This window comes from Microbacterium sp. G2-16M (assembly GCF_055809115.1).
In genome coordinates, this window is the sequence record NZ_CM147897.1 from 1,741,069 (window position 1) to 1,764,170 (window position 23,102).

Annotated in this window: 20 protein-coding genes; 4 read left to right on the top strand and 16 right to left on the bottom strand. The window is 69.2% G+C overall.

The features are described from left to right. Window positions 1-6: 6 nt before the first annotated feature. The 4 genes from AC0L6F_RS08260 to AC0L6F_RS08275 all read right to left on the bottom strand — a co-directional run bounded on the left by AC0L6F_RS08260 (window position 7) and on the right by AC0L6F_RS08275 (window position 4,334). Window positions 7-1,290: an ABC transporter substrate-binding protein gene (locus tag AC0L6F_RS08260; protein ID WP_473539904.1), complete on the bottom strand. Its 1,284-nt coding sequence runs from the start codon at window positions 1,288-1,290 to the stop codon at window positions 7-9. Between the two features lie 130 nt (window positions 1,291-1,420). After that, entirely contained in the window at window positions 1,421-2,914 is a 1,494-nt protein-coding gene (locus tag AC0L6F_RS08265; protein ID WP_473539905.1) for a GMC oxidoreductase, read from the bottom strand. Continuing rightward, the gene (locus tag AC0L6F_RS08270; RefSeq protein ID WP_473539906.1) at window positions 2,911-3,900 is read right to left on the bottom strand and encodes a hypothetical protein; all 990 of its coding nucleotides are present in this window, start codon (window positions 3,898-3,900) and stop codon (window positions 2,911-2,913) included. Before AC0L6F_RS08270 ends, AC0L6F_RS08265 begins: the two co-directional genes overlap by 4 nt. Then, entirely contained in the window at window positions 3,897-4,334 is a 438-nt protein-coding gene (locus AC0L6F_RS08275) for a C-glycoside deglycosidase beta subunit domain-containing protein (protein ID WP_473539907.1), read from the bottom strand. Before AC0L6F_RS08275 ends, AC0L6F_RS08270 begins: the two co-directional genes overlap by 4 nt. Before the next feature lie 65 nt (window positions 4,335-4,399). Here AC0L6F_RS08275 and AC0L6F_RS08280 point away from each other — a divergent pair, with 65 nt between their 5' ends. The 3 genes from AC0L6F_RS08280 to AC0L6F_RS08290 all read left to right on the top strand — a co-directional run bounded on the left by AC0L6F_RS08280 (window position 4,400) and on the right by AC0L6F_RS08290 (window position 7,244). Beyond that, on the top strand, window positions 4,400-5,608 hold the full coding sequence (locus AC0L6F_RS08280) for an FAD-dependent oxidoreductase (protein ID WP_473539908.1): 1,209 nt from the start codon (window positions 4,400-4,402) through the stop codon (window positions 5,606-5,608). Further along, a complete protein-coding gene (locus AC0L6F_RS08285; protein ID WP_473539909.1) occupies window positions 5,605-6,213 on the top strand; it encodes a TetR/AcrR family transcriptional regulator in 609 nt (202 codons plus the stop codon). The genes AC0L6F_RS08280 and AC0L6F_RS08285 overlap by 4 nt, the downstream gene beginning before the upstream one ends. Before the next feature lie 80 nt (window positions 6,214-6,293). Then, complete coding sequence (locus AC0L6F_RS08290) at window positions 6,294-7,244, top strand: LysR family transcriptional regulator (protein WP_473539910.1); 951 nt, start codon at window positions 6,294-6,296, stop codon at window positions 7,242-7,244. A gap of 31 nt (window positions 7,245-7,275) precedes the next feature. On the opposite strand, the gene AC0L6F_RS08295 is transcribed toward AC0L6F_RS08290, so the two are convergent. From AC0L6F_RS08295 to AC0L6F_RS08325, 7 genes are all read right to left on the bottom strand, one after another. Further along, a complete protein-coding gene (locus tag AC0L6F_RS08295; RefSeq protein WP_274636103.1) occupies window positions 7,276-8,889 on the bottom strand; it encodes a DUF5597 domain-containing protein in 1,614 nt (537 codons plus the stop codon). Between the two features lie 64 nt (window positions 8,890-8,953). Further along, on the bottom strand, window positions 8,954-10,426 hold the full coding sequence (locus AC0L6F_RS08300) for a glycoside hydrolase family 140 protein (protein ID WP_473539911.1): 1,473 nt from the start codon (window positions 10,424-10,426) through the stop codon (window positions 8,954-8,956). Next, window positions 10,423-11,349: an alpha/beta hydrolase gene (locus tag AC0L6F_RS08305; protein WP_473539912.1), complete on the bottom strand. Its 927-nt coding sequence runs from the start codon at window positions 11,347-11,349 to the stop codon at window positions 10,423-10,425. Before AC0L6F_RS08305 ends, AC0L6F_RS08300 begins: the two co-directional genes overlap by 4 nt. Before the next feature lie 13 nt (window positions 11,350-11,362). Continuing rightward, window positions 11,363-12,838, bottom strand: a complete 1,476-nt coding sequence (locus AC0L6F_RS08310) for a C-glycoside deglycosidase beta subunit domain-containing protein (protein WP_473539914.1) — start codon at window positions 12,836-12,838, stop codon at window positions 11,363-11,365. Between the two features lie 48 nt (window positions 12,839-12,886). After that, complete coding sequence (locus tag AC0L6F_RS08315) at window positions 12,887-13,882, bottom strand: sugar phosphate isomerase/epimerase family protein (protein WP_473539915.1); 996 nt, start codon at window positions 13,880-13,882, stop codon at window positions 12,887-12,889. Then, entirely contained in the window at window positions 13,879-14,841 is a 963-nt protein-coding gene (locus AC0L6F_RS08320) for a sugar phosphate isomerase/epimerase family protein (RefSeq protein WP_473539916.1), read from the bottom strand. The genes AC0L6F_RS08315 and AC0L6F_RS08320 overlap by 4 nt, the downstream gene beginning before the upstream one ends. 15 nt (window positions 14,842-14,856) lie before the next feature. After that, a complete protein-coding gene (locus AC0L6F_RS08325) occupies window positions 14,857-15,654 on the bottom strand; it encodes a TIM barrel protein (RefSeq protein ID WP_473539917.1) in 798 nt (265 codons plus the stop codon). A 147-nt stretch (window positions 15,655-15,801) separates the two neighbouring features. On the opposite strand from AC0L6F_RS08325, the gene AC0L6F_RS08330 reads away from it, so the two are divergent. Beyond that, window positions 15,802-16,410: a TetR/AcrR family transcriptional regulator gene (locus AC0L6F_RS08330; RefSeq protein ID WP_473537474.1), complete on the top strand. Its 609-nt coding sequence runs from the start codon at window positions 15,802-15,804 to the stop codon at window positions 16,408-16,410. Between the two features lie 43 nt (window positions 16,411-16,453). Here AC0L6F_RS08330 and AC0L6F_RS08335 read toward each other — a convergent pair whose 3' ends face one another. The 5 genes from AC0L6F_RS08335 to AC0L6F_RS08355 all read right to left on the bottom strand — a co-directional run bounded on the left by AC0L6F_RS08335 (window position 16,454) and on the right by AC0L6F_RS08355 (window position 23,095). Next, the gene (locus tag AC0L6F_RS08335) at window positions 16,454-17,668 is read right to left on the bottom strand and encodes an MFS transporter (protein WP_473537475.1); all 1,215 of its coding nucleotides are present in this window, start codon (window positions 17,666-17,668) and stop codon (window positions 16,454-16,456) included. Between the two features lie 150 nt (window positions 17,669-17,818). Then, the gene (locus AC0L6F_RS08340; RefSeq protein ID WP_473537477.1) at window positions 17,819-20,515 is read right to left on the bottom strand and encodes a family 78 glycoside hydrolase catalytic domain; all 2,697 of its coding nucleotides are present in this window, start codon (window positions 20,513-20,515) and stop codon (window positions 17,819-17,821) included. A 24-nt stretch (window positions 20,516-20,539) separates the two neighbouring features. Continuing rightward, window positions 20,540-21,373, bottom strand: a complete 834-nt coding sequence (locus AC0L6F_RS08345) for a fumarylacetoacetate hydrolase family protein (RefSeq protein WP_473537479.1) — start codon at window positions 21,371-21,373, stop codon at window positions 20,540-20,542. Window positions 21,374-21,377: 4 nt separating this feature from the next. Further along, window positions 21,378-22,253: a fumarylacetoacetate hydrolase family protein gene (locus AC0L6F_RS08350; RefSeq protein WP_274636114.1), complete on the bottom strand. Its 876-nt coding sequence runs from the start codon at window positions 22,251-22,253 to the stop codon at window positions 21,378-21,380. A gap of 14 nt (window positions 22,254-22,267) precedes the next feature. Next, window positions 22,268-23,095 (bottom strand): ABC transporter permease, encoded by an 828-nt coding sequence (locus tag AC0L6F_RS08355; RefSeq protein WP_473537480.1) that lies wholly within the window; start codon window positions 23,093-23,095, stop codon window positions 22,268-22,270. Window positions 23,096-23,102: the final 7 nt, after the last annotated feature.

Sequence of the window (23,102 nt, forward strand, 5' to 3'; positions counted from 1 at the left end):
ATCCGGTCAGTTTCCCCAGGCCGCGTCCATGCTCGCGAGGACCTGATCGACGGTCTTCTGACCGGTCAGCAGACCCTGGACGCCCGAGCCGAGCGCGTCGTACACGGCCGCCTGAGGCCAGCTCGTGTTCGGCATGGGCGTGAAGGCGCCGTCGTTGAGCACCTTCTCCACCGGGGCGTAGACCGAGTCGGCGAGGTCGAGATCCCCGTAGCCCGCGGCCGGGAGCGTCCCCTGTGCGTCGGCGAACGCCTTCGACTGCTCGGGCTGGGCCATCCAATCGAGGAACTTCTGGGCGGCGACCTTGTTCTTCGAGTTCGCCGAGATCGAGTACGAGAACGTGGAGCTGGCGATTCCGTAGGCCGCGTCCGAGGAGGAGGCCGGCGGGAAGGCCTGAACGACGAACTTGGCGTGTCCGCCTGCGGCGGTGTTGATCTCGGTGGCAGCCCCGCTCGGACCGAACATGCTCAGGCCGTCACCGTGTGAGAGGCCGTTCGTGATCGCGTCGAACCCGGCGCCCTCGGCGCCCTTCTGGAAGCACCCGGCCTTGTTGAGCTGAACGATCGTGTCCAGGGTGTCCTTCCACCCCGCCGAATCGGCGAACGTCACGTCCCCGGCGATGCGCTTGTCGTTCCAGTCAGGGTCGGCCGAGTAGACGCGGGTCGCCGCGATCGTGACCGCCATGATCCCGGTGTTGGCCGGCACCGACCCGGCGACGATGAACAGCGATTTGCCCTGGGCCTTCAGATCCGCGCACGCCGAGAGCATGCCGGCCAGATCGCTCGGGTACGCGACCCCCGGCATCTCGTTGAAGATGTTCCCGACGAAGGAGATGTCCAGCGCCTGTCCGTAGGTCTTGCCATCCACGACGAACTGACTGTCGGCACCGGCGGGGATCAGCTTCTTCGCGGTGTCATCCAGCGGTGCCAGCAGTCCCGCCTTCGCCAGCGTCACCACGCTGTACGCCTGTCCGACTCCGGGAGCGCTGACGAAGACGTCGGAGGCGTTGCCCGCTTGCAGCTGCGTGCGGATCGCCTGGTCGTAGCTTTCGCCCGGCAGGTGGTTGATGGTGATCTTGACGTCGGAGTTCTCGTCCATGTACTTCTTGGCGAGCTTCTCGTAGCCGGTCTCGACCTTGTTCGCCTCGGGGAACGAGAGAGAGAACGCTTGCGTGTCCTTGGTGTCATCGCTGTTCCCCGTCGATCCGGAACAGCCCGCGAGGACGAGCGCACCTGCGACCGCGATGGCGAAGATGCCGTTGCGGGCGGCACGAGAGCGGCGTTGCTGTGTCATGTCGGGCCTTTCTGACTTCGTTGTCGGCGACTCATCGGGCGAGACACCGTGCTGTGTCATCAGTATGGCGCCGATGTGCTAGAAACGCACATTAGTTCCTTCGATATGCGACATAAGCGGTGTCTCGCGTTCATCGGTCGAGCAGCGCGACGACCTCCGGCGCGGCGAGGACGGCGAAGGCGACGCTCGTGAGCGTGGGATTGGTGGTGGTCGCCGTCGGGATCAATCCGTTGCCGCCGAGGAACAGATTCCTCATTCCCCAGACCCGCGAATGAGGGTCCACGACCGAGGCCGCCCCGCCGTCGTCGCCCATCCGCACGGTGCCCTTGTAATGAAGCGACGTGCCCGCCGGCATGAGGCGCGGTTCGCCGCCGGGGATGAACCGGCCCAGCCGCTGTGCGACAGCGCGCAGGTCGGCCGCAGCACGGTCTGCCTCGACCCGCTCGCGATCGGTCACTTCGTACTCGATCTCGATCAGCGGCATCCCCCATCCATCACACTCGGTGTCCGAGAAGGTCACCCTGTCCTCGGCGCGAGGGAACTTGCGCACCCCGTTCCCCATGGCCACGTAGCGCGCCGCCCCCACCCGCACGGCCGTCTCGTCGACGGGGAAGGGCGCGTGTGCCATGTGCATCAGCTGCGTGCGATACGGGTGGGCGTCGCGCGTGTACGGGATGCCGATGGTCGACGCCGTCGGATCCTTCACCAGATCCTCGACCGGAGTATCGATGCCGGCTCGCTCGAGCACCTCGTCGCTGAGGGCGACGACGCTGTACACCAGGACATGCTCGGTGAGGTATCGCCCCAGGGCGGGCGGGCGGATCCCGGACGCCCACAGCAGCTGCGGCGTCTGGAATGCATTGGCCGCCACGACCACGACCCTCGCCGTGATCGCGTCCCGCTCCCCTGTCCGCAGGTCGACGACCTCCGCCCCCACGACCTCATCGCCGTCCGTGAGCAGCCGCCGCGCGAGGGTCTCGGCGCGCAGCGTCACCGGCGCGTCGCCGAGGATCGTGTCGGCACCGCCCCACCGGATGGAGCCGTCCGGCTGCGGCAGCGCGGACATGGGCAGCGGTGCCGGCCCTCTGCCAGGCGGGAGCACATCCGTGAAGTGCTCGCTCAGCATGTCGACGAGCGCACGTCCGTAGGGGTTCTCCGGGAGCGTGGTCACCGCCATGATCCGCTCCGCCTCGTCGAGAGCGGCATCCAGCACCGCGTCGGCCAGGAAGGGCACTCGTTCGTCGTCGTTGGGACGCGGTGTCGCGCAGGTCCAGTGCACCCCCATCCCTCCCACGCAGCTCGAGAGCGCCGCCGCCGGCATGCCGGCCTGATGGCCCGGGGACGCGAGATACGTTCCCCCGGGCGAGACGATGGTTCCCTCGATGTGCAGGGGTCGCCCCTCGTCCCCGGAGGTGCTTCCCGCCGGACCCTCGGAGCGGACGCGCGCTTCATCCCGGTCTGCGGTCGGAAGATTCCGCACGTTCGTCCCGGGCGGATCGGACACCCGAGGGCCGAGTTCGACAATCGTGATGCCGGTGCCGGGCCGGAGTTCCGTGATGAGTCGTGCGAATGCCGCGCCCACCGGCCCACTGCCGATGATCAGCACGTCGGTCTCGGAGGTCATCGCGCACCTCCGGACAGGATCCGCCGCTCGAGTTGAAGGTGTCGCTCATGCTGCTCATACGCGTCGTCGTTGTGGAACGCGTGGCCCTCGTACTCAGACATCAGCACGCCCTCGAACCCGGACTCGATGATCGCGCCGAGGAGCCGTTCCATCGGGATGGTGGGATCGGCCAGGTCCGCCGTGACGTGGTAGAACTTCGAGTGGAAGTAGTGGGTCCGCTCCAGGAGGGTCACGAACCCGTCGATGTCCGCGGGGCCGAACGACAGGTAGCCGAAGAAGTCGGCGATCGCCATCCTCTCCGCGGGTCCGCCGCCGAGTGAGGCGACCTCGGCGGCCAGCTCGGCCTCGGACAGTCCACAGTGGCGTCGGGCGATGATGTGCTCGAGCAGCTCGGGCGTCGCCCCTTCCCGCACATAGCGCTCCAGCGCAGGAGCGGCGGGGCGCTCGATGAAGCATCCGAAATCCGGAACGAAGCCCAGTCGAGGGCTGTCGATGCGCTCGAATTCGGCGAGCATCGCCTGGATGTCCGGGTCACTCGGCCGGGAGGGTGCGTGCACCTCGATCCCCACATTCACGTCGTACTGGTCGGCGAGCATCGCGGCCAGGGGCATCAGGTGCACCGGGATCGCCCCCGCGCGCAGGTATGCGCATCCGAGTTCGCGAGCCGTCATCAGGTCGGCGGTCAGATCGAGGATGTAGTCCTCGTCCGTCGGCATGTGTCCGGTGATGCGGCCCACATCCGCATAGCCGCCGTAGCTGAACGGCGAGGCGCCGTATCGCTCTGCGGCCGTGAGCACCCGGTCGATCTCTTCACGTTCGGGCCGCGGGTAGTGGTCGAAGAAGACGGCACCCACGATCTCGAAGCGGCGCACCCCCAGCCGCTGCACCTCGGCGAGACAGTCCTCGACACCGTAGCCGGGATCCTCGACATAACGCTGATTGAACCCGTAGAGCGAGATGGCCTGCTCGATGCGTGCAGAGCTCATGCCGCCTCCTCCAGGGTGAGCGTCCGGGCAGCCGACCCGTCGATCATCCCCCAGACCCCGGGGGCGAACTGCATGTACACCGAACGGAGGATGAGCGTCACCTCGACACGATGTTCTCCGGCAGCGAGCCCGCCGTTGTAGACGAGCACGCGCAGGGGTCGTTTGAGCGACCAGAACTCGGTGAAGGCTCCACCCAGCTGCGAGAGCGGGAAGAGCTTGCGGTTGTACTCGAACAGCAGCAGGTGATCTGCGACGCGCTCCTCATCGACGGTGAGCTCGAATCGCTCCACGGCCGACAGCGGCAGGCCGCGATAGTAGTTCAGCCCGACCTCGAGTGCGAAGCCGACCGGCCCTTCAGCCAGCCGCAGGGCGGTCAGACTCCCCGGCCGGAGCACGCTCCCCTCGTATGGCAGTCTCAGGTACGTCGTCGCCATGGTCATCCTCCTCGATGAAACCGTAATAGCATTACAGTATCAGCAGTCTCGAAGAGGAGAGCATGATGTCCCCACAACTTCCCATCGCCGTACTGGGGGGCGGACCGGCCGGAATGGCGGCAGCGCTCAGCCTGATCACGGCAGGCCACCGCGCCGTGATCTACGAGCGCTATCGCGAGGCCCGGCCGGCCGGCAACATCCTCAATCTCTGGCCCCCGCCGATCAAGGCGCTGGCGGCGATGGGCGTGGACGTCGAAGATCTCGGCGCACCCTGCCACACGACGTTTCGCAATGCGAAGGGGCGGGTGCGCGCCGACGTGCGGATCCCACCGGATGTCGTCGAGCGATTCGGCGGCGGCTTCATCGGGATGCTGCGGCCCGACCTCTACCGGCGGATGCTCGCCGCACTCCCCGACGACGTCCTGCAGACGAATCGGACGGTCGTCGGCATCGACGACCACGGCGACGGCGTCACGCTCAGCTTCGCCGACGGCGAGTCCGTCCAGGCGCCGGTCCTGGTCGGCGCCGACGGCATCGACTCCACGGTGCGACACCATCTGTTCGGCGATGTCCGCAAGCGCCCGCACGATCTCCACATCATCGGCGGGTTCACCTTCGTCGCCGACATCCCAGCCGAGCGCAACGAAGTGGTCCTCACCCACAACCGCACCACGCAGGGCACGTACACGTCGATCCGCAGCCAGGGACGATCGGGCTTCCAATGGTGGGTGCTCGAGGCCTGGCCGGACGACCGCCCGGCTCCGGATGATCTGAAGGGCCACGCGGCGAGACTGGCCAGCGGGTTTCCGAGTCCGCTTCCCGAACTGGTCGCGGCGACACCCGTCGAAAGCCTGCAGCGCTGGCCGATCCGCGACATCCCGCCGCTGAAGCGATGGTCGCGCGGACGCATCACCCTCGCCGGCGACGCGGCGCATGCCACCAGTCCGTACGCCGCTTACGGCGCGGGCATGTCGATCTGCGACGGGTACTTCCTCGGCCGGCATCTGGCGGGAGTCGATCTCTCCGACACGGCAGCGGTCGAGCGCGCACTCGTGGCGTACGAGACGCCGCGGATCCCGCACACTTGTGAGCAGGTGCAGTCGGCATACATGCTGGGCAAGCTCTTCCATCACGCGCCCCGAGCACTGCGTCCGCTGCGTGATCTGGTCCTGGACCACACGCCGCTGCTGCAGAAGCAGGTCGGCGAACGGAACCCGCGCGAGATCGTCGCCCAGCTCGACGAGATGGGTGACGGTATCCTGGCCTCCTTGTGACCAGCCAGACCGACCCGACCACCCCGGTGCGGGAACCGCTCCAGGCGCGCAGCCGCGCCTCCTGGGAGCGGGTGCTGGCCGCCGGACGAGCACTGCTCGAAGAGGGCGGGTACGAAGCCCTCACGATCAACGAGGTGTGCCGCCGGGCCCATGTCGCGCCGCCGTCCATCTATGCGCGCGTCGACGGACGGGTGGAGCTGTTCCGCGCTGTCTATGAGCGCACGATGCACGAGGTCGTGGCCACCGAGGACGAGCTGTTCGCCGGGGCTTCCGGCAGCGTGGCGGACGCGATCGCGGCGACGGCAGGGGTGTTCGAGCGGCACTCCGCCCTGCTGCGCGCGATCATCCATCGGGCGGTCGACGACCCCTGGCTCCTGCAGCACGGTGCGGTGATGTCGCGGCGCCTGCAGGAGCGGGTGAGTGCAACCCTTCCGATCGAGGACGCGGAGCTGGCATCCTCGATCGCGCGACTGGTGTACACGGAGTGCGCGTTCCGAACGATGTACGGCCCCGCATTCTGGAGCGAGACGGGCGAGACGCTGGAGGAATTCGCCACACGGATCACCATCCTGGTGCAGCGGATCCTCGCCGCCCCATCGCCCTGATGGATACAGCCTGGCATTCGCATCCACCCGACGGATACAATGGGCGGTGTTCCGTCACCCGTCCTGAGGATCACATCGCCGTGACCGACCACGTTCTGCTCTCGCGTCTCGACCTCAATCTGCTGGTCTCCCTGGACGCACTGCTCACCGAGCGCAGCGTCACGCGAGCCGCCGAGCGACTTCACCTGAGCCAGCCGGCGCTGAGCGCATCGCTCGCGCGGCTGCGCACGCACTTCGGCGACCCGATCCTCGCGCGGCGCGGCAACACCTACGAGCTGACGCCGTTCGCGCTCCGACTGATCGACCACACCACCACGGCCCTGGACGCCGCGCGCCGCGTGTTCGAGAGCCAGGCCGCGTGGGAGCCCACCGAGTCCACCCGCGAGTTCTCCGTGTACGGCTCGGACCACGCCTTCGCCACGATCGGCACCGTCGTGACCCGGCTGGCGGCTGAGCGCGCCCCGGGCGTGCGCTTCCGCTTCCTGCTGCATACGCCCACCGTGGTCGAGGATGCTGCGAACCGGCTTCGATCGGCGGACACCATGATCATCCCGCACGGCTTCCTCAGCGATCTGCCGTACGCGGATCTCTGGCGCGACGGCTGGGTCGCGGTCGTTGCGGATGCCAATGATGCGGTCGGCGACGAGCTGACGATGGAGAACCTGCGCACGCTGCCGTTCGTGATGACGTATGCCTCCCGCAGCGCATTCACCTCGGTCGGACGGCAGATCCAGCAGCTCGGTGTCGAACCGCGGGTCGACGTGGTGGTGGAGAGCTTCCTCGCGCTGCCGCATTTCGTCGTCGGCAGCCGCCGGGTGGGTCTGATCCAGTCCGCCCTCGTGCCGCTGGCGCGACAGGTCGGCGGGGTGCGCATCGTGCGCCTGCCGTTCGCAGCGACGCCCTTGGTGAACGCACTCTGGTGGCACCCGGTGCATACCCGGGACCCGGAGCACGCGTGGATGCGAGAGCTCTTCATCGAAGCGGGTCGCATCGTCGAGGAGGGCGTTCAGGCGGCCGCGGAAGCCGCCTGACGCACTCGCTCCCTCTCGTCCGGGCAGCTAACTAACTCGGCAGCCGGAGCAGCCGTACGCGGACGACGCCGATCCCATCGGTCGGCAGGAGTTCGAGCCTTTCGTCGCCGTTCAGCGCGAGCCCGGGCATCCATCGACCGTCGATGAACGACCCTGCGCGGACCGCGTCGATCTCGACGGTCGCATCGTCGTGGAAGAAATCGAGGGTGATCCCCTCTCCGATGACGAGGAAGGTGTCGTCTTCCTCGGCCACCACCAGTGCCAGCGGGCGGGTGTCGTGCGGCGCGGCGATGCGTGCGCCGGGAACGGTCTCGGCCGGCGGTTCGGCCGCCGGCGGCAGCTGCGTCACGCCGATGTCCAGCAGCATCCGGCCGAACAGCTGCCTCGTGCCGTGCGCGACCAGGCGGAATCCGCCCAGCGACACCTCGGCCGACTCGATTCCGGGCTCGAGCACGATGCCCGCGAGGCGACGGTCGCGCTGTGCGCCCGCGAGCGTCTCCTCGAGCTGCCGGAGAAGCCCGAGCAGCTGCGAGGTCTGTCCGCCGACACGGGCGTCGTCGATGCCGAACGCCGACCAGCCCAGGGCGCCGGCGGCGAGCGCCAGCACGGCGTCGCCGGCCTGCAGCCGGCACTCCGGAACGAACAGGGGGTGACCGCCGGCCGCGTAGGCGGAGGCGACGGACGCCGCATCATCGATGTAGATGTCGGGGCTGAGCATCGACAGCGTCGGCGCTGCCACACGCCACACATCCAGCACCCGTGCACCGGGTCCGCCGCTGGGGTACTGACCCGCCCGGTCCTGCCCGGGTTGCGGGCCGAGCCACGCATTGACGTAGAACGGCACCGGCCACACTGCCGCACCACGGCTCGCGAGCGCTTCGACGTACGTCCCGAACGCCCATGCCATGAAGATCTCTTCGGACTCCCATCCGACCCCGAGAACCTCGGCCCACGATCCCTTCCGTCGGCCTCCGGCTGCGTGCCAGAGGCGGCCGACGGCCGAGTCTTCGGCCGCACCGCCGGCGAACGCGATGAACTCCGCGGGTACCGGCGCATTCCACGCGGCTTCGGCGAGATCGGACCGGTCGCGGCTGTCGGCCAGCAGACCCACCTCGTTCTCGATCTGCACCAGCGCTATCCGGTCGCGGAGCGGATGCCGGGCGATGAACGACATCAGCGCCTCGAACGCGCGCGCGTCGGCGTCGCGCAGGTCTGGGGCGAACACGCTCAGGACGGGCTTGTGCGTCGCGCCCTCGTACGTGAACGCGGGGCGGATGCCGCCTCCGACCCGGGCGCGCGGGAATCGCACCGGGTCGGCGCGCACCCAGCTCGGGGCGTATGTCGACCCGGCGTTCTTGAAGGCGCCGAACCAGAGGAGCACGAGCCGGAGATCGTGTGCGTCGGCCTCGGTCAGCATCGCGTCCACGAGCGCGAAGTCGAATCCGCCCTCGACCGGCTCGCTCAGGTCCCAGTACGCCGGAGCGATGACCGTGTTGCCGCCCATGTCGCGGGCATGGCGGAATGAGCGGGCGATGCCCTCCGGGCTCGATGCAGACGAGTTGTGCACCTGCCCGCCGAGCAGGAGCGCGGGCCGGCCGTCGTGCTCGAGGGCTCCGTCGGCGATGCGCCAGCGTGGGTCGTTCATGAGTGCCTCCATCGGGTGAGTCGGTCTGCGCCGTCCGGCCTCGGCTCGGCATGCGTGGCCCGCGCTACTCGGCCCAGATCATCGACATCCGGCCGACCTCGGGCTCGGCTCCCCAGGTGCGCTGCCTCCCCAGCAGCTCGAGCTGATCCGGGCGCGACGAGATGACGAGGATCCAGTCTTCCTCGGGGCCGGCCGTCGGGGCGGTGAAGGGGATCGGTGCATCGGTCCGCGACACGTCGAACGCCGCATGGGCGAATCCGCCGGTGCGGGGGTCGAACCAGACGCCGCGGTATGCGGCATCCGCCTGAAGCCGCGTGAGGTCGACCGTCTCGGTGCCGCCGTCCGTGAGGTAGACGATGGCGAACGTCCCGTCACGGTCGACGGCCGCCTGCCGATGACCGTCGACGCAGTCGTCATCGCAGACCGCGTCGTGGGCGAGGATCGACTGCGCGGGAACCCAACGATCGACATCCATCGTTTCGACGAAGCCGCGCAGCACGCCCATCTGCGACGCGCCCGGGTGGGCCAGCGCCTCGAACCAGGTGGCATCGAGGACCTCGTTGCGCTCCTTCTCGGAGATCATGCACCAGACGGACGCATGGCCATAGGTGTGCCCGAAGGCGCCCGCGAGCAGATTCCAGTACGCCCGCATCCGGACGATCCAGTCGCCGTGCAGCGGGTGCAGCTGCGGCCAGTTCATCGGCATCCGCTCGTACGCGGGCTCGGCATCGAGCACGGGCAGCGTCCGCCCGCGCTCGAATTCGCGGCGCACGGCCGTGTAGCTGCGGGTGGAACGCCCGTGGCCGGACTGGAGGGTGATGAAGTCGATCCACACGTCCTCATCGGTCCAGTAGGACATCGTCGAGTACTCGCCGGTCTCCATCTCGAAGCAGGTGTGGTAGGTGATCAGCACCTGCTCCCACGCCGCGGACGGCACGTTCCAGTGGCAGACCTGGCCGGTGCTGCCCTCGGCGACCCCCTCCGCGAGGGCCCGCCAGACTCCGCGGTAGTCGACGCCCTTGTGCACGGGCTGCCGGTCGCCGCCCAAGGACCAGATGATGTTGGTGCGGTCGCGGTAGCGCGCCCCGATCCACCGTCCGAACGCGTGGGCGTTCGATTCTGTCACGGTCTTGGGAAAGGTCGCCCCGCCCCAGTTCTCGCCGACGACCAGCTGGCCCCACACCGGCAGCAGCAGCACATACAGACCCCGCTGTCCGGCCAGGTCCAGCATCCGGTCCAGGTACCGGAAATACGCTTCGTTCGGGCGGCTCAGATCGCCCTCGATCAGGGCCGGCTCACCCGACGGGCTGCGCATCTCGACGTCGCGTTCGGGGTCGAGCGCCACCATCTGCACGGCGGTGAAGCCCTGAGCGCGGCGCCGCTGCAGGTAGTACGCCGCGTCATCCCACTTCAGTCGCTGCGGCAGTGTCCACGCGGTGTCGGCCAGGTAGAAGAACGGGTCGCCCGACGCGGTCTCCAGACGACGCCGGTCGGCCGAGACCCGCAGCCGTTGCAGCGGGGCCCCCTCCGGCGTCATGCCTGCCGTCCGCGGTCGGCGATCCACCGCTCGATCACGGCGAGCGTGCGGTGGGCGGCCGGGTCGGCGGGCTCGTTGATGTGCGCGTGGTCGGCGCCCGGCTCGACGTGGAGCGTGACGTCGACGTGCGCGTCCCGCAGCTGCCCGGCGAACGCCTCACCCGAGGGCCGCAGCCCGTCGTGCTCGCACACCACGATCAGGGTCGGCGGAAAGCCGTCGCCTGTTCCGTTGCCGGCGAATGCGTGCGGATCGGCGAGTGCCTCCGGAGAGCCGGCGTAGTTCAGAGAGATCTGCGTCAGCGGTGATGCCGGGTCGGGCAGCTCGCCCGGGTGCTCGCCCGACGGGTGGGCGACCGGGTAGACGAGGACGAGTCCGGCCGGCAGCGGCACGGCGGAATCGCGGAGCCGTCCGGTGACCGCCGACGTCAGCGCCCCGCCGGCGCTCGCGCCGCCCAGCAGCAGCGCATCGGCGCCGACGCCCAGCAGGTCTTGAGCGTGCGCCCGCGCGAACTGCCAGGCAGCGATGACGTCGTCGCCCGGGACCGGGTGGTGCGTCTCGCCGAGGCACTTCGTGTAGTCCACCGCGAGGACCGGGATGCCGCGACTGGCCAGTTCGAGTGCGACCCAGTTCGACTCGGGCATATCCAGATACCCGCCGATGAAGGCGCCGCCGTGCACCCACACCAGAGCGCTGCCGGATGCCGGGGCCGTGGCATCCCGGTAGGCACGCGCGGGCTGGGACCCGTGCGCGCTCTCGACGACCAGGTCGCGAGTGGTCACGTCGGCCAGCCGCGGGAACCGGCGCTTCAGGGACGCGGTGTCGATGTCGGGACGAGGGTCGGCAGGTTCGCCGTGCTCTCGCAGCCAGCGCAGAGCCTCGGGGAACGGCATCGCCCGGAAGTCGACCTCGGTGTCGTCGGTCATGCGGTCCTCCTCGTCAGGCGGGCTGGCGCAGCGATTGCATCGTGGATCGGATGAGGTCGTGCTGGCGCCGCACGAGCACGAGCGGGTCGACCTCGCCGAGCTCGGCGAACGCATGACCTTCCCACTCGCTGGACCAGTAGCCGCGGTAGCCGCCCTCGACGAACACGCGGACGAGCTCGGGGTAGTCGATCGCCGGCTCCTGCCCGTGCTCGTCGATGTCGTAGAACTTCGCGTGCACGTGCAGGATCTGCGGCATGATGTCGGCCCACTCGCCCGGGTCGACGTGGCCGTGCATGTTGAATGCGAGGTGGGCGAACGAGCCGAGGCGGCCGGGGTCGAAGTCGCGGCCGCGGAGGTAGCCGATGAACTCCTCCTGCCGCTCGCGCATCGGGGCATCCGTCGCCCAGATGCGCTGCAGCGTCGTCAGTGCCTCGTCGTCCAGCCCGGCGCGCTGCACGGCGCGCAGGAGGGTCGGTGACATGGCGTGCATGGTCGCGGAGAAATCGGCGACGAAGCCCAGCAGCGGCGAGTCGAGCTCGGCGTACGTCTCGCGCACCCGGAGGATCTCGGGAGCGTTCGGGCCCATGGGTGCATGGATCTCGTAGGCGAGCTTCAGGTCGAGATCTTCGGCGACCGGCAGCAGCCGACGCAGCAGGTCGGGCTTGGCGGACTGGATGCGCACCAGCGGGAAGCCGAGCTTGCGCGCACCCTCGAACATCAGCTTGGAGAACTCGAACTCGTCGTCGGGCGTCATGTCGCGGTCCCGACGCCGCCCCATGTCGAGGTTCGCTCCGAAAGCGCTCTCGTCGAAGCCGTGGCGGTCGAACGCCGCCCGCCAGGTGCGCACGAATTCGTCAGAGACGTGCGGGTAGGTGGGCACCATCTGCGAGGCGACGATCTCGATCCCCGGCCCGATGCCGAGTTCGGCGACCCGGTCGAGCAGTCCATCGAAGTCGAACCAGCCCGCGCGGAACTCGGCGCTGGCCGAGTAGAGGGTGAGCCCGAGCCGGAACGGGTCGCCCTCGGTGGCGGGCGGCGGCGCGACATCCGAGACCAGGGCCGGAGTCGCGGCATCCCGATCCCCGGTGATGAGCGTGAGCGTCTGATGGACGATGTTCGGCACGTAGACGCCCGGGCCGCCGTCCTGGCCCGGCGCGATCTGCATGTACGGCAGGCGCAGCTCCCCGTGGACGGTCACCTCGTGCTGCTCGGCCGGCGAGAAGGGCGTCTCGCGCCGGGCGATGAGCAGGGGGTGCTCCTGCAGGTACCAGAGCACGTCGCTCTGTGCCGGCAGGTCGGCGATCGCGTAGCGGGTTCCGTCGAGCTCGAAGACGAGATCCTCCGCCGGCACCTCGACGCCGTCGACGGTGAGGCGGATCGTGCTCACCGAGGACAGCCAGAGGCTGCGATACCACGGGATCGTCAGGCTCAGGGCGAAACCCTCCGGGTGGACCCGGAGGCTGTCCGGCGTGATCAGTCCGTTGGGCATCATCGCTCCTTCTCTGAGGTGTGTCAGCAGGCTACCGCATTTGTCTGTTTAATGCATAAGTTGGCGGGATACCGGCAATTCAGCCCCGAGCTCATGGCGGACATACCAGGCATTGAGCATCGCGAGCTCGGCGGGCTGACCGCTGTGATCGCTCTCCACCACGACCCATCCGGCATAGTCGTGTGCACGCAGGGCGCCGACGAAGGCCGGCACGTCGACCCTGCCGCCCTCGGCGCCGAGCTCGCAGATCCATCGTTCGATCCGACGACCCCCGCCCCCCTGCAGCATGGACTGCTCGGCGCCCGGGGTGAGGTACTCCTCGCCCGTGTCGGCGTGCAGAGCGTCCTTGAGGTGCACGTGCGTCACGCGGGCGGCGTTGTCCCGGTAGAACGCGACCGGGTCCAGCCCCGCGATCACCATCTCCGCGGTGTCGACCGCGACGCCGACCAGCTCGGGGTCGGTCGCGTCGAGGAAGACATCCCACTGCTCACGGGTGCGGATCCCGCCCAGGCAGTCGTAGTGAACGGCCACGCCCACGCCCGCCTCACGGGCGCGCTCGCCGACGCGATTCCACAACGAGGCCACCCGACGCACGGCCTGGTCGTCGAGCGGACCGGTCATCCACGCGGACGGTGCCGGCCGCACGACCAGCTGCTCGGCGCCCATCGACGACAGGAACGAGACGAACGGCGCCGCCGCCGCCACGATCCGGTCGTGCTGGGACGGGTCGACGGTCATCAGGAACGCGTATCCCTCCTCCTCGACCGGGACACCCGGATCCCAGAAGACGCTCGAGATCCCGCCGATGGACGCACGGCCGAGGAAGCGGGCGAACCCGCCTGCATCGCCGTGATTGGCCAGGATCACCTCGGGCCGTCCGATGTTGTCCCACCGGCCGCCCATCCCGCTGGCCAGCTCGACGTGATCGAACCCGAGCGCCGAGACGGTCTTCAGCGCACGCAGCTGCTCATCGTGCCTGACGAAGACGTCCATTCGGTAGTTCCACTGGTTCAGCGCGTACGACCAGCGCAAAGTGTCGCTCATCGCGCGACCTCCCTCTCGGCCTCTGCCCGCACCTGTTCGAGCACATTGTCGATGTACCACTTCGCCACACACGTCGCTTCGGCGTAGGTGCCGCCGAACGTGTCGGCCTTGTCATGCTCGACCGTGAGCCACCCGTCGTATCCGGACGTGACGATCTCGCGCATGAGAGCCGGGAAATCGACGAGACCGCCGTCGGTGCCCATCTCGTAGAACCAGCGGTCGACGCCGGGCGCCATGAGCTCGGGGTCGGGCGGCGTGCGGTACGCCTCGTGCAGGTCGACATCGTGCGTGTCCTTGAAGTGGAAACCGGAGCAGCGGTCGCGGTAGTCACGGAACATCTGCACCGGATCGACGCCCGCGATCGTGTGCTGAGCCGTGTCGCAGAAGAAGAACACCGTCTCGGGGTCGGCGTATTCGAAGAACAGGTCGAGCTGCTCGCGGGTGCGGATCGCGCCCCAGAACTCGAAGTGGCACGTCGTCTTCATTCCGTGCCGCAGCGTCATCTCGCCCACCCGCGACCAGAGCTCGGCGATCGCCTTGATCTTGTCGTCGGTGACCGGCGCCGTCTGGTGGAACGTGCTCGAAGGCATCACGATGAAGTTCTCCACGGCAAGGCCGTCCAGCTGCCGCACCGTCTTCTCGCAGTCCGCGAAGACCCGTTCATGCGTGCTGCGCTCATGCGGCGAGGTGTACTCCGTCGCCGACGGGTAGGCGGTGAACACGCCGGTGATCTTCTCCATGCCGACATCGCGCAGGCGCTGTTCGAAGTTCGCGAGCGACCCGTACATGCCCACGAGTGCCGGCAGGTAGAAGAAGAACGTGTCGAAGCCGGTGAAGCCGGCGGCGGCCAGCTGCTTCAGGTAGCGGTCCATGTGGGCGCGGTTGAACTGCGGCGGGAGCGGGCCCTGCGGCGTCTGCGTCACCCAGTGATCCATGTAGGACCATTTCGGCCATGCCATCTCGTGCTCCTCCGCTCAGGCCGTCGCGGCGATGTCGCGGATGTACGCGGTGGATGCCGCGGACTCCTGCGTCGGGTAGTACTCCAGGCCGATCGGCCCGTCGTATCCGGATGCGCGCAGGATCCGCAGCGCCGCCGGCCAGTCGATCGCGCCGCTGCCGGGCTCGCCGCGGCCCGGCGCGTCCGCGATCTGCACGTAGCGGACGAGGTCGCCGGCGGCGGCGAGTTCGGCGGCCACATCCTCGCCCTCGACCGTGGAGTGATACAGGTCGTAGAGCACGCCGAAGAACTCGGAGTCCACGCCGCGGGCCACGTACGCCGATTCGGAGGTGCGGTCCAGCAACGAGCCCGGGTGGTCCACCCGGACGTTGACGGCCTCGAGCACGAGGGTGATGTCGGACCCGTCGATCTGCGCGACGGCCTTCCGGTAGATCTCGATCAGCTCATCCAGCTGGGTCTGCCGCTTGCTGCCGCCGAACCCGGTGCCGCTGCCCACGACGATCCGGGGACAGCCCAGGTCGTGGGCGATCGCGACCCCCTCGTCGAGCTTCCGGTAGAACTCGGAGTGGTCGCGCGGCGGGATCATGAACTGGGTGCGCGGCTCGCTCAGCTGCGCGGTCAGCTGCGTCCCGGTCTCGTCCAGGGCCGCCTTCAGCGCCGGGATGTCCTTGGGCGTGGCCGGTGCGTCCACGCCGGTCGGACCCCACATCTCGACGGCGGTGAACCCGGCCGCCGCGGCGGCGCGGACGCGGTCGTGATAGTCGCCGGCTTCGGTGAACAGCAGCTCGATGTTCGGTGCGAGTCGGTAGGGCATGGTGTTCTCTCTCTGTCGGGTCGACGTCACTCGGCGGGCGGGGCGCTTCGCCATCGAAGCGCGGGGCGACCGTAGCACGAATCCTTACTTCTTCGTAAGTTTTAAATCCTGACTCGGGCAAAGGTATTCATATGGTTGGATGCTGTCATGGGTACGCGCGCCGACGGATACGTGACCGGGCGCGCCCGCCGGGAGCGCATCATCGACGCGGCGATCGAGGCGTTCGGCCAGTCGGGGTTCCACAACGCCACCCTCGCGGACATCGCCGAGGCCTGCGGCATCTCGCGACCGGGCCTGCTCCACCATTTCGACAGCAAAGAGGCCCTGCTCACCGCGGTGCTCGAGCGCCGGGATGCCGTCGACCGCGCCGCCTTCGACGCGGCCGTCGCAGCCTCGACCTCGCCCCTGCAGGCCCTGGTCGATATGACCGCGGACAACGCACGGACCGGCGGCCTGATGGCTCTGTACGCGATGCTGTCGGCCGAGGCCACCAATCCGCGGCATCCGGCCCACGACTATTTCGCCCAGCTCTACCGCACCCTCGCCGAGGACCTGGGTTCGGCATTGGAGGGGATGCAGCGGTCGGGACGCCTCGACCCCAGCCTGCGACCGATCAGCTTGGCCCGCGAACTGCTCGCACTCAAGGACGGGCTGTCTCTTCAGGCCCTGCTGGGTCCCGGTGAGATCGATGCGGCCACCGCGCTGGCCGCCGCCATCAGACGTCTCACCGGGGTGGAGCTGACTCCACCCCGGTGAGCCGCCGGCGACGATCGTCACCGCGCCGGCAGAAGGGACGGGGTCATTCCTCCACGGCGACCGGGGTCGGCCGGCGCCCGTTCACGATCAGCGTCGCGATCGCGAACACCGCCGCGACCACGCCCACCACGGCGACACCGGTGGCAAGGCCGCCGACCGCCGCCGAGATCGCGCCCATCAGGATCGGGGTGAGGAACTGCCCGAGGTAGAACGACGCCGTCCACCATCCGGTGACCCGTCCGCGCTCCTCGAACCGAGCCGTGGTCACCGCCCAGGTCAGCAGTGAGGGCAGCAGCAGGCCCGACCCGAACGAGGCGATGATCGCGCCGACGATCACGCCCGGCAGAGCCGGCACCAGCCCGACCACGATCATGCCGACGGCCTGGAAGCCGAAGGCGATCGGCAGCAGCCGCACCGGACGCACGACCGCGAGCCGGGCGAACAGCAGGCCGCCGATCGCAGTGGCCAGGGATGCCACGGCCGCGACGGCGCCGATGACGCCCGTGTTGCCGGCCGAGATGCCGGTGCCCACCACGAGGTAGCTGACCTCGATGATCAGCACGTAGAACGCGAACCCGCCGAACAGCGTCACCAGCAGCGGTGCCATGATCCGACGCCACGGGACGCGGGCGCGCTCGCCGGTGGCCACATGTGCGTCGGTGGGGTCGGCTCCCGGCTCCCACAGCGAGAACAGCATCGGGATGGCGATGATCACACCGGCCAGGTACACCCAGAACGGCACGTGCCAGCCGCCGGCGCCCAGAGCGCCGCCGATCACGATGAACGCCGTGGCCGCCAGGGTCGTGGTCACGGTCTGCAGGCCGAGGTAGCGGTTGCGGCGCTTCTCCTCGTGGAAGTAGTCGACGATCAGCGTCGTGCACACCGTCATGATGGCGGCCTCGCACACGCCGACCAGGACCCGGCTCACGAGGATCTCGGTGAGGCCCTCCAGCCAGACCGGCGCGGTGCCCACCAGCGAATAGATCACGAGGGCGCCGATCAGCAGCTTCTTCCGGCCCAGGCGGTCGACGATCTGTCCGGCGAAGGGGGCGAACAGCGCGATCATCAGCGCCGGGATCGCCACGATCATCGGCACGAGCACCTCGGCGCCGGGCTCCTTCGCGAAATGCTCCGACAGCTGCGGCAGCACCGGTGTGATCAGCACCGATCCGAGCACGGGCATGCAGCTGCCCGCCAGCAGCAGGACGGCCTGCCACACCCCTGCCCGTCGGGTGCGGGCTCCCAGCGTTTCAGTCATGTGCCTCTCCATCGAGTCCACGGTGCGGTCGCGCGCGCGACCGCGGCCGCGCATCTGCACGGCTCTTCCCATTGGAGCCGAATCAGTCACATCAGTGAAGACGATGTTGCTTATGCGCCCTATCAGCGTGACGGATGCAGTGCAGGACCGTCACGGATGTGCGACCGTATGCTTCGACCTCCCGGGCGGCAGGGCCCGGCGCCCGGTCGCCAGCACGAGCGCTGCCGTGACGCCCCAAGGCACCTCGACGACGATGGATGCGGCATCCGCCCCACGCTCCCACTCCACTTCGAGCCGACCGTACGGGGTCGCGACCGCCGCGCGCACTTGGGTCGGTCCGGCATCGAGGTCGGGCTCGATCACGGCGGTGCGATAGCCGGGTGCGGTCTCGCGGATTCCGGCGACCCGCCGGTACAGCCAGTCGTCGACGCAGCCGGTCGCGTAGTGGTTGAACGACATCGGGCGGATCTCGCCGTCCGGCGCGATGGCATCCCACGTCTCCCAGAGCGTCGTCGCACCCCGGTCGACCTGGTAGAGCCACGACGGCATCTGCGATTGCCACAGCAGGGTGCGGGCGAGCTCGGGGTATCCGCTGTCCCACAGCACGTCCAGCAGGTGGGGCGTGGACAGGAACCCGGTGTCGAGCCGATCGCCGCGTGCGTGCACGAGCTCGACCAGGCGCGCCGCGGTCCGTCCGCGCAGCCCGACGGGGACCATGTCGAACGCCAGCGCCAGGACGTAGACGCCCTGCAGCCGAACCGGCAGATCCCCCGCGGCATCCACGTACTCGCTCGCGAAGGCGGCACGCACCTCGGCGGCCCGGGCGGCCAGCTGCGCGGCATCCGCCTCGCGCCCCAGCACTGTGGCCATGGATGCGGCGAGGGTCAGCGTACGGGCTTGGAACATCGGCGCGATGTACTCGCCGGTCAGGGCCGGGGCGATGCCGATCGCCTCGTGCGTGGGCCGCCCCTCCATGGTCGACGGGGTGAGCCAGTCGCCGAACTGCTCGCCGGTGTTGTACAGCAGCGACTGATTCCGACGTTGCGCGGCCGTCAGCTCGACGCCGGAGAGCCGTGCCGGCAGTTCGGCCGCCGCGGTCGTGCGCTGGAACTCGATCCATCGCCGCACGGCGCCGAAATTGTCCTCGACGAGGCGTCGGTCGCCCGATCGGCGGTACAGGGTCCAGGGCACGCTCGCTATCGCGTCGCTCCAACCCGCCGCCGCGACGATCGCGCCGACGCCGGTGGCCGCCTGGGCCGCCTCGGCGTCGAACGGCGAGCGCGGCGAGAAGATCGGGACGCGGCCATCCTCCAGCTGATCGGCGCGCAGGTTCTCCAGCCAGCGCGACACGAACGGCACGACCTGCGCGTTGTCGGCGGCGGCGCCGACGAATGCCTGGAGGTCGCCGGTCCAGCCCGCGCGCTCGCGCTGCGGGCAGTCGGTGGGCACGGACAGGAAGTTGGCGCGCTGGCTCCACACGATGTTCTCGTGCAGCCGCTGCAGCCGCGGATCGGATGTCTCGAACCGGCCGGTCTGCGCCAGATCGCTGGCGATCACCACGGCGACGATGTCGGCCGCGTCCAGCCGGTCGATCCCCCGGATGCGGGCGTAGCGGAACCCGTGGTAGGTGAACTCCGGCTCCCAGCGGTCATCGCCTCCGGCCGCCACGAACACGTCGGTCTGGTCTTTGTTGATGCCGACGATGTTGGTGAACCACGTGCCGTCGGCGGCAAGGGTCTCGGTGTGCTCGACCACGACGCGCTGCCCGGCGAGCGTGTCGCGCAGCCGAATCCGCACCCGTCCGGCGATCACCTGGCCGAAGTCGACCACCGCACCGTCGGCCGTCTCGGTGACCGACACCGCCGGCAGCTCGCACACGCGCCGGATCGGCTCGCCGGTGAACGGACGCAGCGCCTCGTGGTCGCGGCCGACCTCTGCCACTGGCATCCACCCCGCGTCGTCGAATCCGGGGCGGTCCCAGCCGACGGGCTCGGCGCGGCGGTCGAAGAGCTCGCCGACGAACAGATCGGCATAGGCCCACGGCCCCGGGGCGCTGCGCGCATCGGCGCCGGATGCCACGATCGAGGTCGTCCCATCGGCGAAGTCCAGGTGCAGCTGCCAGATCGCCGAAGTGCGGGTGCCGAACTGCGCGCTCGACCCGGTCAGGCCCAGCCGGCCCGCCCACCAGCCGTCGGCCAGCGCGACGCCCAGCACGTTCTCGCCGGCCGTCAGCGCGCCGGTCACGTCGTAGCACTGCACCGAGATGCGGTGCCGGTAGGCGTCCGACCCGGGCGCGAGCACCTGATCGTCGGCGCGACGCCCGTTCACGAACGCGGAGTAGACGCCACGCGCGGTCGCGTACAGGCGGGCGCGCACCGGCTCGGCCTCCAGCGTGAACCTCTGCCGCACAAGCTGTGGTGGACGCAGGCGCTGCTCCGGCGGCCCGACCGGCGTGGCGCCGCGGATCCAATCGAGGATGCTCCACCGCTCCACGACGGCATCCTGCTGCGCGGGTTCGACCCATGCCGCCTGCCAGTCCGCGGCATCCAGCAGCGCCGTCTCGAACGACGACGACGCCCAGGCGGTCCACGCGCTGCCCGCTGCGCGGCTGCGCACCCGCCAGGTGTACGTGCTATTCGAGCGCAGCGGCGCGCCGGCGTAGTCGATCAGGGCCGTCTCGGGACTGGCCACGGCGCCGGTGGCCCACACCTGGTCCCCACCCGCCGCCACCTCCAGCTGGTACGCCGCCTGCGCATGGTCGACGAGCCAGGTGAAGCGGGGCACGGTCACGCCGATGCCGATCGGCGCGGTCAGGTACTCCACGCGCAGGTCATGGCAGGCGGCCACGGGCCCTCCTTCGGTGAGGGGCGTTCAGGCGAACCGGGTGGTCAGCGTGCCGAGGCCCTCGATCTCGCTGACGAGCACGTCGTCGGCGCCGATGAACCGCGGCGGGGTGCGACGGTTGCCGATGCCCGACGGGGTGCCCGAGAAGATGATGTCACCCGGCAGCAGGGTGCACACCGCCGAGAGCCGCACGAGCAGCTCGGGCACGTCGTAGAGCATCATCGAGGTGCGCGAGGACTGCATCCGCTCGCCCGACAGGCTGCACCCGATCGCGAGATCGTCGCGGTCGGCGAGCTCGTCGGGCGTGACCAGCCAGGGGCCGGTGGGCCCGAAGCCGGGGAACGACTTGCCCAGGCTGAACTGCGGCGCCGCGCCCTGCAGCTGGGTGATCCGCTCGGAGAGGTCCTGCCCGATCGTGAGCCCGGCCACGTGCTCCCACGCGTTCTCGCGAGTGAGATGGAACCCCTCGCGGCCGATGACGACGACCAGCTCGACCTCCCAGTCCACGTGCCCCTCGGGCAGCGTCACCACGGTGCGCGGCCCGACGATGCAGCTCGGGAACTTCGTGAAGGTGACCGGTGCCGCGTCCGGCGGGTAGCCGGCCTCGGCGGCGTGCTCGGCGTAGTTCAGGCCGATCGCGAACACCTGCCGCGGACGCGGGACCGGGGCATCCAATGCCGACGGGTCGAACGGGGTGGATGCAGCAGTCGGCGCGGTCTGCGCCCACTGCGCGAATGCGGCCCAGTCATCGAACAGCGTCTGCGGGTCGGGACCGAACCGGCCCTGCGAGGCCGCGGCGACGTCGACCGTGCCGTCCTCGGTGACGAGGACGGCACGGCCGGCGAGGTTGGCGAGCTTCACGCGATCACCAGTCCACGCGCTGCGGGGCGGGCTCGCCGTAGCGGTCCTCCCACGAGATGACGCGGTTGCGCAGCACGCCGATGCCCTCGATCTCGGCCTCGACCACGTCGCCGGGCTTGAGGTAGAAATCGAACGGGTTCGGCTGCACCGCGGCCACACCCGAGATGGTGCCGGTGGTGAGCAGGTCGCCCGCGCTGAAGATCTGCGGCGAGTGGTAGGCGACCAGGTGCGGCCATTGGATGCGGGTGCGGTTGGTGTTGCCCTGCTGGCGCACCTCGCCGTTGACCCGCAGCTCCATGGCCATGTTGTGCATGTCGGGCACCTCGTCCTTCGTGACGATCCAGGGCCCGATCGGGCAGAACGTGTCGATGCCCTTGCTGAACGAGAACACGCCCGATTCCATCTCCTTGCGCTGGATGTCGCGCGCGGTGATGTCGTTGAACACGGTGAACCCGGCGATGTAGTCTTCGGCCTCGTCGGCGTCGAAGAACTTTCCGCTCTTGCCGATGACGATCGCCATCTCGAGCTCGTAGTCCAGCTCCTTGGTCAGCCCCTCGGGGTAGACGATGTCGTCGTCGGGTCCGATGATCGCGTCGAGGTTCTGGAAGAACACGATGCCCTTGTGCACGGGGTGCGACCAGTCCACCGCCGTGAGCTCGTTGTGGTGGTCGATGAAGTTGCCCGCGGTGTGGAAGAACTTCTTCGGGCGGATCGGCGCCTCCAGCTTCACATCCGCGTACGCGAGCCGCTCTCCGGTCTCGCGCACGTCGCCGCCGCGCTCGAAATACTCGCGGGTGGAGGGCACGTCGAGTTCGAGCACGACGCCCTCTTCCAGTTCGAGGCGGCCGACCCGGCCGCCGTCGAAGGTGATGAGCTTCATGGGATTGCCTTTCTTTATTGGGACTGGCTGTCCTGTCCATGCGCGAGACGGCGCTCGAGCGCGGACAGCAGAGTGTTGATGACTACCACGCCGATGCACACCACGACGATCATCGCGTCCAGGCGCGCGCCCTGGTGATTCGTGATCTGCTGCGTGATGAAGGAGCCGATGCCGTCCACCGAGATCATCAGCTCGGCCAGCAGCACGCCGAGCATGGTCAGGGAGGCGCCGATCTTCAGTGCGCCGACGACCTCGGGGAGGGTGGCCGGGAGCACGACCCAGAGAAGGCGCTGCCCGGAGCCGGCGCCCATCACCTGCGCCGAGGTGAGCAGGTCGGGTCGCACGACGTTGCTCGCGGTCATCACGATCAGGACCACCGGGACGATGCCGTGGATGACGCCGAACGCGACCTCGGACGGCGCACCGAGCCCGAGCCACAGGACCAGCAGCGGGTAGAACGGGACCATCGGGAGCGCGTAGAGGATGGAGACCACGTCGCGGGACCCCGCAAACGAGCCGCGTGAGAGCCGGCCCAGCAGCAGCCCCAGGGGCACACCGGCCACCACCACGATCAGGAAGGCCTCGAGGAATCGCAGGGTCGTGTTGCCGAGTTGGAACAGGGCGTCCGGCGTGAGGATCCCCTGCAGGCCCTCGGTCGCCACGACCGAGGGCGGCGACAGGTACGGGTTGCCGGCCAGGGGACCGGCGGCGACGACCTCCCACACGATGACGACCGCGACCACCGTGGCCCACCGCAGGATCGCTGCTTTCGCACGCAGCGAGAGGCCGCGGTGCGACACGCGCGCCTGCGCGTTCGCGATCGTCTGGGTGGGGGTCGCCACGGTGGTC

What these genes read in the sequence shown, in the direction of transcription:
- AC0L6F_RS08260 (WP_473539904.1), bottom strand. Translation starts at nt 1,290, where the DNA reads ATGACACAGCAACGCCGCTCTCGTGCCGCCCGCAACGGCATCTTCGCC.
- AC0L6F_RS08265 (WP_473539905.1), bottom strand. Translation starts at nt 2,914, where the DNA reads ATGACCTCCGAGACCGACGTGCTGATCATCGGCAGTGGGCCGGTGGGC.
- AC0L6F_RS08270 (WP_473539906.1), bottom strand. Translation starts at nt 3,900, where the DNA reads ATGAGCTCTGCACGCATCGAGCAGGCCATCTCGCTCTACGGGTTCAAT.
- AC0L6F_RS08275 (WP_473539907.1), bottom strand. Translation starts at nt 4,334, where the DNA reads ATGGCGACGACGTACCTGAGACTGCCATACGAGGGGAGCGTGCTCCGG.
- AC0L6F_RS08280 (WP_473539908.1), top strand. Translation starts at nt 4,400, where the DNA reads ATGTCCCCACAACTTCCCATCGCCGTACTGGGGGGCGGACCGGCCGGA.
- AC0L6F_RS08295 (WP_274636103.1), bottom strand. Translation starts at nt 8,889, where the DNA reads ATGAACGACCCACGCTGGCGCATCGCCGACGGAGCCCTCGAGCACGAC.
- AC0L6F_RS08300 (WP_473539911.1), bottom strand. Translation starts at nt 10,426, where the DNA reads ATGACGCCGGAGGGGGCCCCGCTGCAACGGCTGCGGGTCTCGGCCGAC.
- AC0L6F_RS08305 (WP_473539912.1), bottom strand. Translation starts at nt 11,349, where the DNA reads ATGACCGACGACACCGAGGTCGACTTCCGGGCGATGCCGTTCCCCGAG.
- AC0L6F_RS08310 (WP_473539914.1), bottom strand. Translation starts at nt 12,838, where the DNA reads ATGCCCAACGGACTGATCACGCCGGACAGCCTCCGGGTCCACCCGGAG.
- AC0L6F_RS08315 (WP_473539915.1), bottom strand. Translation starts at nt 13,882, where the DNA reads ATGAGCGACACTTTGCGCTGGTCGTACGCGCTGAACCAGTGGAACTAC.
- AC0L6F_RS08320 (WP_473539916.1), bottom strand. Translation starts at nt 14,841, where the DNA reads ATGGCATGGCCGAAATGGTCCTACATGGATCACTGGGTGACGCAGACG.
- AC0L6F_RS08325 (WP_473539917.1), bottom strand. Translation starts at nt 15,654, where the DNA reads ATGCCCTACCGACTCGCACCGAACATCGAGCTGCTGTTCACCGAAGCC.
- AC0L6F_RS08330 (WP_473537474.1), top strand. Translation starts at nt 15,802, where the DNA reads ATGGGTACGCGCGCCGACGGATACGTGACCGGGCGCGCCCGCCGGGAG.
- AC0L6F_RS08335 (WP_473537475.1), bottom strand. Translation starts at nt 17,668, where the DNA reads ATGACTGAAACGCTGGGAGCCCGCACCCGACGGGCAGGGGTGTGGCAG.
- AC0L6F_RS08350 (WP_274636114.1), bottom strand. Translation starts at nt 22,253, where the DNA reads ATGAAGCTCATCACCTTCGACGGCGGCCGGGTCGGCCGCCTCGAACTG.